Origin of the sequence: Streptomyces sp. NPDC048002, from assembly GCF_040653275.1 — a bacterium.
GTDB lineage: Bacteria > Actinomycetota > Actinomycetes > Streptomycetales > Streptomycetaceae > Streptomyces.
This window is the reverse complement of sequence record NZ_JBEZNL010000013.1, coordinates 1-16,619: the sequence shown is the minus strand read 5'-3', so window position 1 is coordinate 16,619 and position 16,619 is coordinate 1. Positions and strand designations below refer to the sequence as shown.

At 72.8% G+C, this 16,619-nt stretch carries 14 protein-coding genes and 5 pseudogenes; 9 read left to right on the top strand and 10 right to left on the bottom strand.

Features of this window, described 5'->3' with window-relative positions:
• The first annotated feature begins 84 nt into the window (after positions 1 to 84).
• From AB0E07_RS18280 to AB0E07_RS18265, 4 genes and pseudogenes are all read left to right on the top strand, one after another.
• The gene (locus AB0E07_RS18280) at positions 85 to 483 is read left to right on the top strand and encodes a 6-carboxytetrahydropterin synthase (protein WP_362252473.1); all 399 of its coding nucleotides are present in this window, start codon (positions 85 to 87) and stop codon (positions 481 to 483) included.
• Positions 480 to 1,661 (top strand): glycosyltransferase family 4 protein, encoded by a 1,182-nt coding sequence (locus AB0E07_RS18275; RefSeq protein WP_362252470.1) that lies wholly within the window; start codon positions 480 to 482, stop codon positions 1,659 to 1,661. Before AB0E07_RS18280 ends, AB0E07_RS18275 begins: the two co-directional genes overlap by 4 nt.
• Positions 1,658 to 2,791: a trans-aconitate methyltransferase gene (locus tag AB0E07_RS18270; RefSeq protein WP_362252467.1), complete on the top strand. Its 1,134-nt coding sequence runs from the start codon at positions 1,658 to 1,660 to the stop codon at positions 2,789 to 2,791. The genes AB0E07_RS18275 and AB0E07_RS18270 overlap by 4 nt, the downstream gene beginning before the upstream one ends.
• Positions 2,788 to 3,993 (top strand): annotated as a pseudogene (locus tag AB0E07_RS18265) (lysylphosphatidylglycerol synthase transmembrane domain-containing protein); the annotation flags it as partial. The gene AB0E07_RS18270 and the pseudogene AB0E07_RS18265, both read left to right, overlap by 4 nt.
• A 116-nt stretch (positions 3,994 to 4,109) precedes the next feature.
• Here the strand turns inward: AB0E07_RS18265 and AB0E07_RS18260 are convergent.
• Positions 4,110 to 4,883: a creatininase family protein gene (locus AB0E07_RS18260; protein WP_362252464.1), complete on the bottom strand. Its 774-nt coding sequence runs from the start codon at positions 4,881 to 4,883 to the stop codon at positions 4,110 to 4,112.
• Between the two features lie 38 nt (positions 4,884 to 4,921).
• Between AB0E07_RS18260 and ribA the strand changes: the two genes are divergently transcribed.
• Together ribA and AB0E07_RS18250 are read left to right on the top strand one after the other, a co-directional pair.
• Positions 4,922 to 5,581, top strand: a complete 660-nt coding sequence (gene ribA / locus AB0E07_RS18255; protein ID WP_362252461.1) for a GTP cyclohydrolase II — start codon at positions 4,922 to 4,924, stop codon at positions 5,579 to 5,581.
• A 33-nt stretch (positions 5,582 to 5,614) separates the two neighbouring features.
• Positions 5,615 to 6,592: an ornithine cyclodeaminase family protein gene (locus AB0E07_RS18250; RefSeq protein ID WP_362252459.1), complete on the top strand. Its 978-nt coding sequence runs from the start codon at positions 5,615 to 5,617 to the stop codon at positions 6,590 to 6,592.
• Here AB0E07_RS18250 and AB0E07_RS18245 read toward each other — a convergent pair.
• From AB0E07_RS18245 to AB0E07_RS18235, 3 genes are all read right to left on the bottom strand, one after another.
• Complete coding sequence (locus tag AB0E07_RS18245) at positions 6,582 to 7,811, bottom strand: serine hydrolase domain-containing protein (RefSeq protein ID WP_362252456.1); 1,230 nt, start codon at positions 7,809 to 7,811, stop codon at positions 6,582 to 6,584. The two genes, AB0E07_RS18250 and AB0E07_RS18245, sit on opposite strands and share 11 nt — an antisense overlap.
• A 65-nt stretch (positions 7,812 to 7,876) precedes the next feature.
• Complete coding sequence (locus AB0E07_RS18240) at positions 7,877 to 9,226, bottom strand: MFS transporter (RefSeq protein WP_362252453.1); 1,350 nt, start codon at positions 9,224 to 9,226, stop codon at positions 7,877 to 7,879.
• Positions 9,223 to 9,798 carry a TetR/AcrR family transcriptional regulator gene (locus tag AB0E07_RS18235; protein WP_362252450.1) on the bottom strand — a complete coding sequence of 192 codons (576 nt, stop codon included), beginning with the start codon at positions 9,796 to 9,798 and terminating at the stop codon, positions 9,223 to 9,225. Before AB0E07_RS18235 ends, AB0E07_RS18240 begins: the two co-directional genes overlap by 4 nt.
• A gap of 85 nt (positions 9,799 to 9,883) precedes the next feature.
• Between AB0E07_RS18235 and AB0E07_RS18230 the strand changes: the two genes are divergently transcribed.
• A complete protein-coding gene (locus AB0E07_RS18230) occupies positions 9,884 to 10,324 on the top strand; it encodes a PPOX class F420-dependent oxidoreductase (protein ID WP_362252448.1) in 441 nt (146 codons plus the stop codon).
• Between the two features lie 149 nt (positions 10,325 to 10,473).
• On the opposite strand, the pseudogene AB0E07_RS18225 reads toward AB0E07_RS18230, so the two are convergent.
• From AB0E07_RS18225 to AB0E07_RS18215, 3 genes and pseudogenes are all read right to left on the bottom strand, one after another.
• A pseudogene (locus AB0E07_RS18225) lies at positions 10,474 to 11,523 on the bottom strand (MFS transporter); the annotation flags it as partial.
• Between the two features lie 109 nt (positions 11,524 to 11,632).
• Positions 11,633 to 12,364 (bottom strand): annotated as a pseudogene (locus tag AB0E07_RS18220) (MFS transporter); the annotation flags it as partial.
• A gap of 62 nt (positions 12,365 to 12,426) precedes the next feature.
• Positions 12,427 to 13,650, bottom strand: a complete 1,224-nt coding sequence (locus tag AB0E07_RS18215; RefSeq protein WP_362252445.1) for an RNA-guided endonuclease TnpB family protein — start codon at positions 13,648 to 13,650, stop codon at positions 12,427 to 12,429.
• 25 nt (positions 13,651 to 13,675) lie between these two features.
• On the opposite strand from AB0E07_RS18215, the gene tnpA reads away from it, so the two are divergent.
• Positions 13,676 to 14,092 carry an IS200/IS605 family transposase gene (gene tnpA, locus AB0E07_RS18210; protein WP_362252442.1) on the top strand — a complete coding sequence of 139 codons (417 nt, stop codon included), beginning with the start codon at positions 13,676 to 13,678 and terminating at the stop codon, positions 14,090 to 14,092.
• A gap of 133 nt (positions 14,093 to 14,225) precedes the next feature.
• Here the strand turns inward: tnpA and AB0E07_RS18205 are convergent, their stop codons facing one another.
• Entirely contained in the window at positions 14,226 to 14,522 is a 297-nt protein-coding gene (locus AB0E07_RS18205) for a hypothetical protein (protein WP_362252440.1), read from the bottom strand.
• Positions 14,523 to 14,547: 25 nt separating this feature from the next.
• Here AB0E07_RS18205 and AB0E07_RS18200 point away from each other — a divergent pair.
• Positions 14,548 to 14,982, top strand: a pseudogene (locus tag AB0E07_RS18200) (sugar phosphate isomerase/epimerase and 4-hydroxyphenylpyruvate domain-containing protein); the annotation flags it as partial.
• Here AB0E07_RS18200 and AB0E07_RS18195 read toward each other — a convergent pair.
• Together AB0E07_RS18195 and AB0E07_RS18190 are read right to left on the bottom strand one after the other, a co-directional pair.
• Positions 14,969 to 16,414, bottom strand: a complete 1,446-nt coding sequence (locus AB0E07_RS18195; protein ID WP_362252437.1) for a membrane-associated oxidoreductase — start codon at positions 16,412 to 16,414, stop codon at positions 14,969 to 14,971. The pseudogene AB0E07_RS18200 and the gene AB0E07_RS18195 overlap by 14 nt on opposite strands.
• A gap of 67 nt (positions 16,415 to 16,481) precedes the next feature.
• Positions 16,482 to 16,619, bottom strand: a pseudogene (locus tag AB0E07_RS18190) (6-phosphogluconate dehydrogenase); the annotation flags it as partial.

Here is a 16,619-nt window from a genome sequence, read left to right as displayed (position 1 = left end):
ACGGGAAGCGAGGAGCCGTACTACTGCACATCCCCGGCCAGGATCGGCCGGGGGTCAGACGCGCCGCACCTGGAGGGTCGTCCGTTGTTCAGCATCACCGTCCGCGATCACATCATGATCGCCCACAGCTTCCGCGGCGAGGTCTTCGGACCCGCGCAGCGTCTGCACGGAGCGACGTTCCTGGTGGACGCCACCTTCCGGCGCGAGCAGCTGGACGAGGACAACATCGTCGTCGACATCGGTCTCGCCACCCAGGAACTGGGCGCGGTGGTAGCGGAGTTGAACTACCGCAACCTCGACAACGAGCCCGACTTCGCCGGGATCAACACCTCCACGGAGTTCCTGGCCAAGGTCATCGCCGACCGGCTGGCCGAGCGCGTGCACAAGGGGGCGCTGGGCGAGGGCGCCAAGGGCCTGGCCGGCCTCACCGTCAGCCTGCACGAGTCGCATGTCGCCTGGGCGAGTTACGAGCGTGCCCTGTGACCGACCTGACCGTGGACCGGGCCCGGCTGACGTACGTGCCCGTGCAGCACTCCGCCCTCAAGAACGCGGAGATCGTGCCCATGTCCCTCAGCTCCGTGCACTTCGTCATGCCCGGCGGCGTCCACGACCCCGCCTCGCCCAGCGGCGGCAACGCCTACGACCGGCGGATCAGCCTGGACCTCCCCGGCTTCGGCTGGCAGGTCCACCAGCACACCGTGGCCGGCGAATGGCCGAACCCGGGGGCCACGGCGCGCGCCGAACTCGCCCGCGTCCTGCGGGAACTGCCCGACGGCACGGTGGTGCTGATCGACGGACTCGTCGGGTGCGGGGTGCCCGAGATCGTCGTACCCGAGGCGGAGCGGCTGCGGATCGCCGTGCTGGTGCATCTGCCGCTCGGCGACGAGACCGGCCTCGCCCCCGCGGTCGCCGCCGAACTCGACGCCCGGGAACGGGCCGTCCTGCGGGCGGTCCCCGCGGTCGTCGCCACCTCCGACTGGGCGGTGCGCCGCCTCGTCTCCCACCACGGACTCGCCCCCGACCGCGTCCATGTCGCCGCCCCCGGCGCCGACATCGCGCCGATCGCCTCCGGCACCGACGGGGTCTCACGGCTGCTGTGCGTCGCCGCCGTCACCCCGCGCAAGGGACAGCACCGGCTGGTCGAGGCGCTGGCGGCGGTCGCGGACCTCCCGTGGAGCTGCGTGTGCGTCGGCGGCCTCGGCCAGGACCCGGAGTACGTGGCCGGGCTGCGTGACCTGATCGGGAAGTACGGCTTGCAGGACCGGCTGCTGCTGGCGGGACCGCAGGCCGGCGCCGAACTCGACGCCAGCTACGCCGCCGCCGACCTGATGGTCCTGACGTCCTACGCCGAGACGTACGGCATGGCGGTGACCGAGGCGCTCGCCCGGGGCATCCCCGTGCTGGCCACGGACGTCGGCGGGCTGCCCGAGGCGGTCGGCCGCGCTCCCGACGGCGGGGTGCCCGGCATCCTCGTACCGCCGGAGGACCCCGCCGCGCTCGCCGCCGAACTGCGCGGCTGGTTCGGCGAGGCGGACGTACGACGCCGGCTGAAGGCCGCCGCGCGGGGTCGGCGTGCCGCGCTCGACGGCTGGGCGACCACGGCCCGCAGCCTGGCCGGAGTACTGGGCCGGCTGCCGAACGAACCCAGGAGGGCGGCATGAGGAAGACCGCGGCGACGCACGACAGGGGACGGATCCCCGGGCAGCCCGGACCGAGAGACGTCACCGCGGCGGCGGCCGGGCCCACGGCGGTCCCTGGGGCGGAGGGCATGGTTCCGGGTGGTGCGGGTGCCGCGTCCCGCTCCGACGCGGAGACCGCGACTCCGGCCGAGGACGCGGTGCCCGGGGCCGGGCCCGGCCGCCGCCCCGGAGCCGAGACCGTGATCCCGGGGGCCGGGCCCGCGGTCCGTCCCGGTGAGCGGCCCACGCTGAAGCTGCGGGAGGACGGACCGGAGGAGCCGGCGCGGTACGCGCCCGAGTGGCTGGAGCTGCGGGAGGGCCCCGACGGGGCCGCGCGCGCCCACGACCTGCTCGATCCGCTGCGCATCCGGCTCGCCAACCTGCCGGGCAGGGCGGACGGCCTCGTCATCCACGACCTGGGCTGCGGCACCGGCTCGATGGGCCGCTGGCTCGCGCCCCGGCTGGACGGCGCCCAGCACTGGATCCTGCACGACCGCGACCCCTATCTGCTGCACTTCGCCGCCGTCGCCTCCCCGCGGGCCGGCGCCGACGGCAGCCGGGTCTCCGTCGAGACGCGGCGCGGCGACATCGCCCGGCTCACCCCGGACAGCCTGACCGGGGCCTCGCTGGTGACGGCGTCCGCGCTGCTCGACGTGCTCACCCGGGAGGAGATCGAGACCCTCGTGGACGCGTGCACCGGGGCGGGCTGCCCCGCGCTGCTCACCCTGTCCGTCGCCGGACGGGTGGAACTCACGCCCTCCCATCCGCTGGACGAGGAGATCGCCGAGGCGTTCAACGCGCACCAGCGCCGCGGCGACCTGCTCGGTCCGGACGCGGTCACCGTCGCCCGCGAGGCGTTCGCCGAACGCGGCGCGACCGTGCGGGTGCACCCGAGCCCCTGGACGCTGGGCGCCGCCGACGCCGCGCTCACCGAGCAGTGGCTGCGCGGCTGGGTCGGCGCGGCGGTGGAGCAGCGCCCGGAGCTGCGCGAACCGGCCGAGCGCTACCTCCGCGACCGCCTCGCGGCCTGCGCGGCGGGGGAGTTGCGGGTGGTCGTCCACCACAGCGACCTGCTCGCCCTGAGCCGCCCGACGGACGGGGCGGCGTCATGAGCGCGGAGACGGTGGGGCAGCGCGCCGCGCACCCCCGCACGGCGGCACGGCCCGACCGCCCCGGCACGCGGTCGCGCCCGGCACCGGCCCGCACCACCACCCGCCCCACCGTGTCCACCGTCCCCACCGGACTCTCCGTCCCCGCGACAGCCACGGTCACCGAGCCGTCGCCCGCCGCGCCCGCCGGTGCACCGGCCACGGTCGCGCCCCCGCCCGCCGGTGCACCGACCACTGTCGCGGGCGCGGTCGCCGACTCACCGGCCGCCGTGGCGGCGGTCGCCCCGGCCCCCGAGGCCGCCGCTCACGCACCCGCCGCCGCGCCCGCCGCCCCCGTCCCGACGCGTGCCACCGGGGGGACGGTGGCCGTCGCTTCCGGGACCCCCACCCACGACGGGCTCTCGCGACCCCGCGTCCCCCGTCCCCGTACCCTCCGCGCCCACCTCGGCACCGCCGCCGGCGTACTGATCCTCGGCGTCCTGCTGTGGCGGATGGGCACCGGTGCCTTCGTCGAGGGGCTGCGCAGCATCGACGCCCCGGCCGTGCTCGCGGCCGTCGGCATCGGCGCGGTGACCACCGTGTGCAGCGCCTGGCGCTGGCAGTTGGTGGCCGGCGGTCTGGGCATCCGGCTGCCGTTCGCCCCGGCCGTCGCGGACTACTACCGGGCGCTGTTCCTGAACGCGGCCCTCCCCGGCGGCGTCCTCGGCGACGTCCACCGGGCCGTGACCCACGGACGCGGCGCCGGCGATCTGCGCCGGGGAGTCCGCTCCGTGGTGCTCGAACGGGCCGCGGGTCAGATCGCGCTGGCCGTGGTCGGTGCCGTCGTCCTGCTCACCATGCCGTCCCCGGTCCGGTCCGAGGCCCGGCACGTCATGCCGCTGCTGGCGCTCGCCGTCCTCGGCGTTCTCGCGGTCGTCGTGGCGCTGCGGATGAGCCGCTCGACCGCCCGCCGCGCCCGGAGTGCCGCCCGCGGCGAGACCGGCCCGGTTCTGCCGGCCCGGCGCGTGGGGACCGGCGTCGCCGTGTCCTCGGTGGTCGTACTGGCCGGACACCTGGCCACGTTCGTCCTCGCGGCCCGGGCCGCGGGCGTCGGGGCCTCCGTCGCCGTACTGCTGCCGCTCGGGGTGCTCGCCCTGCTCGCGATGAGCCTGCCGCTGAACGTCGGCGGCTGGGGCCCCCGCGAGGGCGTCACCGCCTGGTCGTTCGGCGCCGCCGGACTCGGCGCCGGCGACGGGCTGACCGTCGCCGTCGTGTACGGCGTGCTGTGTCTCGCGGCGAGCCTGCCGGGCGCCCTGGTCCTGGTCGCCCGGCGGCGCTCCGGCTACCCCGCGGCCGGGCCGTCCCCCGAATCCCCGGTCAGCAATGCGAAATACGCGCCGAAGGATTCCGCCAGACTCGCCAGGATTTCCTTTCCTTTTTCCGCCGATCCCAGGGAGGGACGCCCGATGACACCCGAATCGGTATAGGCGGACATACCGAGGGAGAGCAGATGCCGGCGATCGTCCGCGACGAAGTCAGCGGTCTCGTGTCCGGGCCGCAGCATTTCCGGATGGCAGTGCAGCAGAACGGAGGTCTCGATTTCCCCCGCGTGCATGTCGGTGAGGAGAGAGGTGACCACCCCGGCCCGCTCCCGCGCCGCCTCCCAGTCCTCCGCCGCCGGGAACAGCGCCATCCGTTCACCGCGCGCGGAGGCTTCCTGAACGACGTTGCCCAGCACATAGTTACCGCCGTGGCCGTTGACCACCACCAGGGCGTCCACGCCGGAACGGCGGAGCGAATCCGCGATGTCCCGTACCACCGCATGAAGGGTCACCGACGAGATGCTGACGGTCCCCGGCCACGCCGCGTGCTCGTGCGAGCAGGAGATCGTCACCGGGGGAAGGAGGTGCACCGGGTACGCGGCGGCGATCTCCCGGGCGACGGCACAGGCCATGAGCGTGTCCGTGGCGAGCGGCAGGAAGGGGCCGTGCTGTTCGAAACTGCCGACGGGAAGGACGGCGACCTGGCGTGAGACGCCGACCCCGCGCGTCCGCACGTCCTCCGTGGTGTCCGCCGGCACCAGCCCGTGTGCCGATCGCGTTCCCGAACCACTCATCTTTTCACGGCCTTTCGTCTCTGCTTAGGAACCAGATCATGACAGAAAAAGTTGGCGTACTCGGAAAGAAGTCTCCCGACCGCACCGGTGTGGAACGCATGGTGAATACGCCGCTGCCCACGGTGTACGGGGAATTCCGCGCGGTCGGCTACCTCGACCACGACCGCGGTGACGAGCAAGTGGCTCTGGTCTACGGCGACATCGGCAGCGAGGACGTCCTCACCCGTTTGCATTCGGAGTGCCTCACGGGTGACGCGTTCGGCTCCCAGCACTGCGAGTGCGGCGACCAGTTGGCCTCCGCCCTGCGCGCGGTCGCCGCCGAAGGACGCGGTGTCGTCGTCTACTTGAGGGGGCACGAGGGCCGCGGCATCGGACTGCTGGCGAAGCTGCGGGCGATGGCGCTCCAGGCGGAGGGCCTGGACACCGTGGAGGCGAACCTCGCGCTCGGCCTGCCGGTCGACTCGCGCGACTACGGGGTCGCCGCGCGCATCCTGGACGACCTCGGAGTGCGCAGCGTCCGGCTGATGTCCAACAACCCGCGCAAGCGGGAGGCGTTGCTGGAACACGGGATCACGGTCGCCGAGCAGGTCCCGCTGCTCATCCCGCCGTGCGAGAGCAACATCACCTACCTGCGCACCAAGCGGGAGCGCCTGGACCACCACCTGCCCCATCTGGACGCCGTGGCGCACTGGTCCTGATTCCGGCGCGGGCCGCCCGGACAGGAAGAGGGTATGACCGACGACGTCCTCTTCCTCTCCGGCGACCGGGTGACCGGACTGCTCACCCCGGACGCGGCCATCGCCTCCCAGCGTGCCGCCTTCGTCGCCCTCGGCACCACCGGCGCCGACGCGCCGGAGAAGATCATGCACCCGAGCCGCTTCGACGACAGTGTCCTGTTCGCCTACCTGTCCCGGCTGTCCGCGGACACCGGGGCGGTCGCGAAGATCGGCAGCGTCAATCCGGGCAACGCGGCCGCCGGACTGCCCTCCGTGCACGCCGTCGTCACGGCCCTGGACCCGGTGACGGGCCGGCTCGTCGCGGTCCTGGACGGCACCGCGCTGACCACGCTGCGCACGGCGGCGGGCAGTGCCGTGGCCGTCGACGCGCTGGCCCCGGCGGGCCCGGCGGACCTGGGCATCCTCGGCTCCGGAACCCAGGCGCTCGCCCACGCCCGTGCCCTCGCCCGGGTGCGGGAGTTGAAGTCGGTACGGCTGTGGAGCCCGACCGAGCGCAACCGGGTCCGCGCCGCCGGCACCCTGACCGCCGATCTGGGCCTGCCCGTCGAGCCGGTCCGCGGCGCCGAGGAGGCGGTGACCGGTGCCTCGCTCGTGGCCGCCTGCACCCTCAGCCGCACTCCCGTCGTCCGGGGCGCCTGGCTGGAACCGGGCTGCACGGTCGTGAGCGTCGGCTCCTTCGAACCCACCCGGCGCGAGGTCGACGCGGAGGTCGTGCGGCGGTCCGCCGCCGTCGTCGTGGACGATCCGGGGACCGCCACCCACCACGCGGGACCGGTGGTGGACGCGCTGCACGCAGGCGAGTTGAGCGCCGAGGACCTGATCCCGCTGGGCGCGGTGCTGACAGGGGCCCGCGTCGCGCGGCGCGGGCCCGAGGACATCGTCTACTACAACAGCGTCGGCCTCGGCATCCAGGACGCCGCGGCCGCCTGGGCCGTGATCGGCGCGGCGCGGGAGGCGGGTGTCACTCCGTGACCGCCTCGTGCACCAGGCGCTTGAGGTCCGGGAACATCGTGTGCGGGGTCTTCGGGCGGACCTGGGTCATGAACTGGACCGTGAGATCGCGGGTCGGGTCGATCCAGAAGGTCGTGGTCGCCGCGCCGCTCCAGCCGTAGGTGCCGAGTCCGGCCGGGGCGCGGGTGCGGCTGGGGTCGACGACCACGGAGACACCGAGGCCGAAGCCCATGCCGTCGTTGTTGGGTTCGTCGTGGGCGGGGTGGCTGCCGAAGGAGCGCAGTTCGGCGCCGCCGGGCAGCCGGTTGGTGGTCATCAGGTCGACGGTCGAGGGCGCGAGCAGCCGGGTGCCGTCGAGTTCGCCGCGGCGGCGCAGCAACTCCATGAAACGGTGGATGTCATGGGCGGAGGCGGCGATGCCGCCGCTGCCGGAGAGGAAGCGGGGACGGCCCCGCAGGGGGAGCCCGGGGATCGGCGAGATGCCGCCTTCCTCGGTCTCGCCGTACAACTCAGAGAGCAGATGGGCCCGTTCGTTCGGGACGTGCAGGCCGGCGTCGGTCATGCCGAGGGGGCGGAAGACGCGCTCGGTGAGGAACTCGTCGAGCGGCTGTCCGGAGACGACCTCGATGACCCGGCCGAGGACGTTGCTGGCGACGGAGTAGTTCCACTGCGTGCCCGGGTCGAACTGGAGCGGCAGGCTGGCGTACACCTCGACGGTCTCGGCCAGGTCCGAGCCGGGCAGCACCGCCGAGTCCAGCCGGGCCTCCCGATAGAGGGCGTCGACGGGGTGGCAGTGGTAGAAGGCGAAGGTCAGCCCCGCGGTGTGGGTCATCAGATGCCGGATCAGCATCGGGCCGGCGGCCGGCCGGGTGCGTACGTCGGCGCCGGAGCCCTCGACGTGGACGCGCGGCTCGGCGAAGCACGGCAGATGGCGGCCCACCGGGTCGTCCAGCGACAGCCTGCCCTCCTCCACCAGCAGCAGCGCGGCCACCGCGGTGACCGGCTTGGTCATGGAGTAGATCCGCCAGATCGTGTCGGCGGTCACCGGCAGTCCGGCGGCCACGTCGCGGTGGCCGTGCGTGGTGAGGTGCGCGACGCGTCCGCCACGGGCGACGGAGACGAGGAAGCCGGGCAGCCGGCCCTCGTCGACGTAGTGGGCGAAGTGCTGGTCCAGGCGGTCCAGTGCCTTCGCGTCCAGGCCGACCTCGCCCGGCTCGGCCTCTTGTCGCAGCAGTGCCATCGCTCTCCTTACGCCTGCAACCGTCGAGGCTGCTCCGGCCCGTCCGGCCGAAACGGCCTCCGACCTCATCGTCGCCCAGGAACCGGTGCGCGGTCCCTGGGATCGCGGTGCTCGTTCGCGACCGGGATGAAACGTCCCGGCAGCGTGCGGCCCGCCACCGTGCCCGCCACGGCGACCCCGGCGAGGACCGTCAACGGCAGTCCGGCGCCCCCGTCCGGACCCATGAGCAGGGTCGCCACCGCCACCCCCAGCACGGGCCCGATGATCATCGCGGTCTGCTGGAGCCCGCCCGCCACTCCGGCCGTCTCGACGGCGGCCGCCCGGACAACGACATGCGTGGCCGCCACCATCACCGTGCCGAACCCGGCTCCCAGCAGGGCGAATCCGGTGCACAGGCCGAGCGTTCCGGTGGCGCGGGAGAGCAGCAGGACGCCCGCGGCGAGGACGGCGAGCGCGGTCACGGTGGTACGGCGGGCCCCGGCCCGGCGCAGCAGCACCGCGCACAGGGGCGCGGCACCCACCATGGCGACGGCCAGCGGCAGACAGCGCAGCGCGCTGCCGAAGGGGTCGAGACCGAGGGTGTCCTGGAGGAGGTAGGTGCCGACGAACAGCGCGCCGGACAGGGCGGCGGACGCGGCGACCAGCGCGCCGAGCGCGGCACCGACCGCCGGTCGGCCGATCACGTCCGGCGGCAGCAAGGGGTGCGCCGTACGGCGTTCGTGACGGACGAACAGGACACCGGCCGTCGCCGCCACCAGCAGTGCGGGAGCCTGGTCCGGGAGCGCGACCAGGGCGTGCACCAGCGTGGCCAGGGCCACGGCGAGCAGGAGGGCTCCGGTCAGGTCGAGGCGGACCGGCGCGGTCGGTTCGGGGACGCGCGCGGTGAGGACCAGCAGGCCGAACGCGAGCGCGGGCAGGACGTTGAGGAAGAACACGGCCCGCCGGCCGGGGCCCGCCACCAGGGCGCCGCCGAGCAGCGGGCCGACGGCCGCGGCCACGCCGATGGCCGCGGTGCGCACGGCGATCGGCCCGCGCAGCCGGTCCACCGGGTACACGGCCCGCAGCATGCCGAGGGTGGCCGGTTGCAACAGAGCCCCGAAGACACCCTGCGCCACCCGCAGTCCGATGACCCAGCCGATGCCGGACGCGAGGCCGATGCCGGCGGAGGTGGCCCCGAAGCCGATCATCCCGAGCACGCACACGCGCCGGTGGCCGAAGCGGTCGCCGAGCCGGCCCGCGAACACCAGCAGGCTCGCCACGGCGACGAGATAGCCGGTGCTGGTCCACTGCACCTGGGCGTGCGTGGCCCCGAGGTCCCGTTGGAGCGCGGGTTGGGCGAGGGTGAGAACAGTCCCGTCGAGGACGACGATCACCGCGCCCGCCACGCTCGCGGCGAGCGCCGCGCGAGGGTTCACGCCACCTCCGGCCCGAGGTGGACGGCCAGAACGGCCTCCACCATGCGGTCGAAGTCGCCTGTACCGACGGCCAGTTGGAGGCTGCCCCAGCCCCACAGCTGGCCCACTCCGTGCAGGTTGGCCCACAGGGCGCCCCCGGCGAGACGGGCGTCGAGGTCCGGGCGGACCCGGCCGACCAGCTCCACCAGCCGCCCGAACAGCGGCAGGCTGGTGTCCCGCAGCCCCAGGTGTCCGCTCTTCAACAGATCGTGACGGAACATCAGCTCGTACATGCCGCGCCGGTCCACCGCGAAGCGGAGGTACTCCCGTGCCAGTGCGGCCAGTTGGGAGCGCGGGCCCTCGACGCCGTCGACGGCCCGGGTCGCCCGGTCCGCCAGTTCGACGAAGCCGCGGCGCGCGATGGCCGACAACAGCTCCAGATGGGTGGGAAAGTGGCGGCGCGGCGCTCCGTGCGAGACACCGGCCCGCCGGGCGATCTCCCGCAGGGTGAGCGCCTCGACCCCCTCGGCGGCCAGCAGTTCCGCACCGACGTCGACCAGTCGCTCCCGCAGTCCTGTCTCCGATTCCCGCATGGTCCGTGTCTACCAGGCCGTAGTAGACACTGTCTACGGACCGGGGTGCGGGAATGTCCCGCTCGCCCCGCCCCGTTACCGGGACATGACTCAGGACCTGACCGAAGACGCCTTGCTCCAACTGCTCTCCGAGGGCCACGGCGGTGTGCTGGTGACCCTCAAGCGCGACGGCCGCCCCCAGCTGTCGAACGTCAGCCACGCCTACTACCCGGACGAACGGATCCTCCGGATCTCGATCACGGACGACCGGGCCAAGACCCGCAACCTGCGCCGCGACCCGAGGGCCTCGTACCACGTCACCAGCGCCGACCGCTGGGCGTACACGGTCGCCGAGGGCACCGCCGCACTCACGCCCGTCGCCGAGGACCCGCACGACGCCACGGTCGACGAACTCGCCCGCCTCTACCGTGACGTCCTCGGCGAACACCCCGACTGGGACGACTTCCGCGCCGCCATGGTCCGCGACCGCCGCCTGGTCCTGCGGATCGCGGTGGAACGGGTCTACGGCATTCCCCGGCGCGGCTGAACCCCGGGCCTCGGGAACCCGTGCTCGCGCGCCGCCCACACCGCGCCGAGCACGGGGACCAGCAGTACGGGCACGCTCCACGGGAGCGCGGTCGTGCCGAAGAGGCCGAGCAGGACACCGCCGACCACTCCGCCCCCGGCCATGGCCGCGTTCCAGAGGGTGACCAGCATCGACTGGGCCGCGTCCGCGTGCCGGCCGCCCGCGTCGGCCACCGCGGTCTGGAGCAGGGTCGGTGCGCCGCCCCAGCCGAGGCCCCACAGGGCGGCGGCGGCCAGGACCAGCGGCAGCCGGTCGGCGAAGGCGGCCAGCAGCGCCGCCGCAGCGCCCACCAGCAGCACGCTCGCCACGGTCAGCGCGCGCAGCCGACGGTCGATCCGGGCGCCGACCCCGACGATGCCGAGCAGCGAGGCGCCGCCGAACACCAGCAGCACCAGGTCGGTCGAGCCGCCCATGCCGTGGCGGTCCAGGAACGTGGCGACATAGGCGTACAGGACGGTGTGCGCGAGCACGAACACCAGGGTCACGAAGAGGACGGGGACGACACCCGGCGCGGTGAGCGCCGCGCGCACCGGGGTGCGTCCCGCGCGCTCCTGCCCCGGCCGGTCGGGCACCCCCACCGCGATCCAGCCGAGCAGGACCGCGGTGACCGCGGTCATCAGGGCGAACGCGGTCCGCCAGCCGAACGCCTCGCCCAGGAACGTGCCCGCCGGCACCCCGACCGCCAGCGCCACGGGAACCCCCGCCATGACGACCGCGACGGCCCTGCCCTGCACGGCCGGTGTCACCAGCCGGCGCGCGTAGCCGGCGAGCAGCGCCCAGGCCAGGCCCGCCGCCACCCCCGCCGTGAAACGGGCCGCCAGGGTCAGCGGATAGCTCGCCGAAACGGCGGTGACCGTGTTGGCAGCGGCGAAGCCCGCCATCGCGGCCAGCAGGAGCCGCTTGCGCCGCCAGTGCGCGGTGACCGCGGACAGCGGGATCGCGGTCAGTGCCGTACCGACGGCGTAGACGGTCACGGTCTGTCCGGCGGCGGACTCGCTCACCGCGAGGTCCTCGCTCATCGCGGGCAGCAGGCCCGCCGGGAGCGTCTCGGTGAGGCTGGTGACGAAGACGGCGGTGGCCAGGGCGAGGAGTGCGGGTCGGGGCAGCGCCGTGGAGGGAGGCGATTCCTGGGCTGTGGTCATGGCGGGAGGGTCCGGCCTGACACCGGTGTCAGGTTCAAGTCCCGCGGAGCGGGCGCCGGTCCGACGCCCGACGTACCGGACCCCGGAGCCATGGCGGCATCCGGGGTCCGGCCGGGCGTGACGGGGATCAGGCCGTCACGGTCTCCCGCCGCGTCTCCTCCTCCGGGGCACGCCCGCCGAGCAGTTCGGTGGGCACCTTGTGGGTCTCCCGGGCGGTGAGGGCCGCGACGACCGGGGGCACGCACAGGGCCGCCGTGAACAGCGCCACCGCCGACCAGTCGTCCCCGTCGGGGCCGGCGATCTGCGCCGCGAAGGTCACCGCGAAACCGGCGACGGCGAAGCCGATCTGGGTGCCGATCGCCATGCCGGAGAGCCGGACCCGGGTCGAGAACATCTCGCCGTAGAAGGACGGCCACACGCCGTTCGCCGCGCTGTAGACGACACCGAAGGTCACGACGCCGAGCAGCAGGGTCAGCGGGTAGTTGCCGGTCGAGATCGACCACAGGTACAGGAACATCATGACCGCGCTGCCGGCCGCGCCGACCAGGAACACCGGGCGGCGGCCGACGCGGTCCGAGAGCGTGGCCCACAGGGGGATCGCGGCGAGCGCGACGAGGTTGGCCAGGGCGCCGACCCACAGCATCGACGACCGGCTCATGCCGACGGAGTCGCTGGTGGCGTACGCCAGCGCCCACACCGTGAAGATCGTGCTCACCGAGGCGACCAGCGCCGCCGCGATCACCCGCAGCACGTCCGCCCAGTGCTCGCGCAGCAGCACCGCGAGCGGCAGCTTCACGACGCCCTCGGTCGCCGCCTGCTGTGCGAACGCCGGGGTCTCGTCGAGCTTGCGGCGGATGACTTGACATGCTCCTCGCCCTGAAGGGCGAGGATTCTGGCCTTCCCTGACGGGTTGCCGTGCCGCTACGCGGCACGGTTTCCGGTCGGGAATCCGTGGCTTCCTGTTTCTTCGCGCTGTGCCAGAACGGGTTCTGGTCTTACCGGCGCTCCGCAGGCTGTCACCGCCAGTCCGGCGGCCGTCTTCACGTTGAGTGCGGCGTTGGTGTCCCGGTCGTGGAGCGTGCCGCAGGCGGTGCAGGTCCATTCCCTGACGCTCAGGAGTTTGGGGCCGTCGCGGTGGCCGCAGGTCGAACAGATCTGGCTGGACGGTTCGAACCGGCTGATTTTGATCAGAGTGCGGCCGTACCGCTCGGCCTTGTACTTGACCATGTTGATGAACTGTGACCAGCCCGCGTCGTGCACGGATTTGGCCAGCCTGGTACGGGCCAGTCCCGCCACCGACAGGTCCTCCACGGCGATCCCTTGGTTCTCGGAGATCAGCCGGGTGGAGAGCTGGTGGTGGAACTCACGGCGCGCGTCAGCGACTCTGGCGTGGGCGCGGGCGATCTTCACCCGTGCCTTGGCCCGGTTCTTCGATCCCTTCTGCTTGCGGGACAGCTCTTTCTGGGCCTTCTTCAGCTTCTTCTCCGCGCGCCGCAGAAAGCGCGGGGAGTCGATCTTCTCGCCGGTGGACAGAACGGCGAAGTGAGTGAGGCCGAGGTCGATGCCGATGGTGTTCTCGGTCTGCGGCATCCGGGCCTGGTCGGTGGCGGGGTCGGTGTCGATGACGAAGGACGCGAAGAACCGTCCCGCCGCGTCCTTGATCACGGTCACCGAGGTCGGTGTGGCGGGCAGGGTACGGGACCATTTCACCTTCACCGTACCGATCTTCGGCAGGTCGAGGCGGCCCGCGTCGGTGATCTTCCAGCGGGCGTTCGCGGTGAACCGGATCGACTGCCGGTGATCCTTGCGGGACTTGAACCGGGGCGGGCCGAGCTTCTGGCCCTTGCGCCGGCCGGTGAGGGAGGCGAAGAAGTTGCGGTACGCGGTCTCGGCGTCCCGCAGGGACTGCTGGAGCACCACGGCGGAGACCTCGCCCAGCCAGGAGCGTTCCGGGGTGGTCTTGGCCTGGGTGATCAGCCGTGTGGACAGTTCCCCGATCTTCGGGAAAGGCTGCTCGGCCTTCCGGGCGTTCTCGCGGGCGCGGACCGCGTCGTTGAACACGACGCGGGCGCACCCGAACGCCCTCGCCAGCGCGGCCTGCTGGACAGCGTTCGGGTACAACCTGAAGGCGTACCGAAGCTGCATACCTGCCACGCTACATACTTGGTTTATGAGTGAGATGCAGGAGATCAGAACTGGTCGGCACTGTACGTTCGCGATGCATGTCCACTTGGTCTTCGTGACCAAGTTCCGGCACAAGGTGTTCACCGCTGCCCACCTGCGGCGCATGGAGGAGATCATGCGGGCGGTGTGTACGGACTTCGACTGCGAACTGGTGGAGTTCAACGGCGAGGACAACCACATCCACCTGCTGGTGAACTTCCCGCCCAAGGTCGCCGTCACCAAACTGGTCAACTCCCTCAAGGGCGTCTCCTCCCGCCGCCTCCATCAGGAGTTCCCCGACCTGGTGCCCCACTACTGGCGGGCCAGCAAACTCTGGTCCGGCTCCTACTTCGCCGGAACCGTCGGCGGCGCCCCGCTGTCCGCGGTCAGGCAGTACATCGAACAGCAGAACCGACCGGGGTGAGCCGCGCACAGCTCCGCCGGCCTGCGTTCCGCGCAATTCAGCGTCCTAGAGTCGCGGATCTGGGGTATGACCTGCGCGGACACGGGTGAGGGCGCCTGAGAGGCGTTTCTCTAGGCGCTGGTGTTCGTGCTGGTCAGCGGGGTGTGAGTTCGAGCGCGATGATCTGCTTCGGTGCGGGGATGTTCAGCTTGGCCAGCAGGTCCCCATGGGGCTTGGTGAGGGCGGTGACCTGGCGGAACAGGCCGGTCTGGCCGGTGAACGTACCGAGGTGGAGCCGATGGAGCTCGCGGCGGACGGTCGTCCAGGCGGCGCCGGTGGTGGTCTCGATGATGCGGATCAACGGGAGGGCGAGCCAGCAGAGGACGACGTGCGCGCGTATGCGTTCCTCGAGCCGGTGACAGACGGGCCGCAGGTCGATGATCTGCTTCATGTCGTCCGCCCTGGGTGCCGCTGAGGGTGAAGCCGGTGAAGAAGCCGCGCCGCTCGGGGTGACGCGTGGCAGCGTCCGGATCGCCCTCACCGTCGGCGCGGCCCCCGGCGACGACACCGTGCACGCCCGGCACATCGCCCTCGCCACGGACGACGTCGTCGCCGCGGCCCGCGCGTTCCGTGCGGCCGGCGGCCGTCTGCTGCCGGTCCCCGCCAACTACTACGACGACCTCGCGGCCCGTTTCGACCTCCCCGAGGGGGAGTTGGAGACCTATCGCGAACTGGGCGTCCTCTACGACCGCGACGAGGGCGGCGCCTTCCGGCACTGCTACACCCGGACCGTGGGACACGTCTTCTTCGAACTCGTCCAGCGCGACCCCGGCCACGAGGGCTACGGAGCGGCGAACGCCCCGGTCCGGCTGGCGGCGCAGCACGGGGTGCGGGGGGTCACTGGCGGCTGACGGTACGGGTGACGCCGGCGAGGACCGTCGTGGCGAGGATCCAGCCCGCCAGCACCAGGAGGTACGACAGCCACTGGGACCAGCCCTCGGGCGCGTAGGCGGCCTCCTGACCGAAGGAGATCACCGGCACCAGCAGGTCCAGGGCGAAGAACACCGGGTTGAAGTCCGGTGCCTCGGCGGGCTTGAGGGCGGGCGGCCGGTGCACGGCGAAGGCCACCGCGCCGATGGCCAGCAGGGAGAGCAGCCAGCCGAGCGCGCGCAGGGGACGGAAGCCGTAGCCGACGGTGGCGTCCTGGACATGGCCCCACAGCCGGCCGTACCAGGAGAGCGTGGTGCGGTGCCGCCGCTGCTTGGCGAGCTGGACGTGCCGGGCGGCGTGGTCGTCGCCGCTGCGCCGGTAGGCGGCGGTCAACTGCTCGTAGCCGTGCGGGTCGTAGGTGACTCCGTCCCGCTCCAGCATCGGCAGCCGACGCTCCACGGGCTCGTGCGGAGTGAGGAAGGTGTAGGTGAGGTCGAGGAGCCGCACCTCCTCGGGCAGCATCTCCGGCTCCAGATGGAGCTGTTCGATCTGGGCGCGGCGCAGATTGAGCCGGCCGCTGATCTGCGGGCCGCCCCGCAGCCAGAGTTCTGCTATGACGCAACTACTGGCCCGCAGGGCGGTGTTCCCGGGGTTCGACAGGGTGGCCCGCAGCAGGTCGAGGCGCCCCGGTATCCGCGTGCCGCGCAGGTCGATCCGGCCCCGGGCCGTCAGCCGGCGGCCGAGCAGATTGGCGCCGACGTCCAGGGACTCGGCGTCGAGGGCGGTGCCGCCGGGGTGGTTCAGCCGGGCGTCCTCCAGGTTGACCGAACCGCCCACGCGGGCGCCGCTGAGCCGGATCTCGCCCTCGACGCGCAGCTCCGGCGCGCACAGCTCGTCCTCGACGGTCACCTGGTTGAGCCCCAGGACCGGCTGTGCCGCGTCCACGCCGTTGATCTCGGCCCGTTCCAGGAAGAGCGCCCCCGAGATCTGGGCACCGCCCAGATGGACCTGGCCGCCGAACCGGCAGCCGGTGAGCCGGAGACTGCCGTCCACCCGCATACGGGCCCCACTCAGACCCGGCAGCTCGGAGTTGCTGAGGTTGAGGTACTTCAGCTGGGCGCCGGACAGGTCGGGAGCCGTGTCGAAGCGGCAGTCGCTCAGCCGGACGATGCAGTCGACGGTCGCGTGCCGCAGGTCGAGGACGCCGGTGATGCGGGCGCCGGACAGCTTGACTGCGGCGATCTCCCCCGGTTCGTGCGGTCCGTTCAGCAGCAGGGACCGCAACAGCCGGGCGCGGACGGAGCGTTCGGGACCGAGCTCGTCCGCTCCGTCGTCGCGGAGGTCCACCGCCGTACCGGTGGCGAACGCCTCCCGGACCCGCAGTTCGGCCGGTGTCAGATCGTTGATCTCCATCGCTGGGGACTCTGACCCGGCCGAACCGTGGGTGTCAACACGGCCTGTGCGGAACCGTGTTGGTGACCTACTTCGACTCCACCGCGTGGCCGCCGAACTGGTTGCGCAGGGCCGCGATCATCTTCATCTGCGGGGAGTCGTCCTGACGCGAGGCGAACCGCGCGAACAGGGACGCCGTGATCGCCGGGAGCGGCACCGCGTTGTC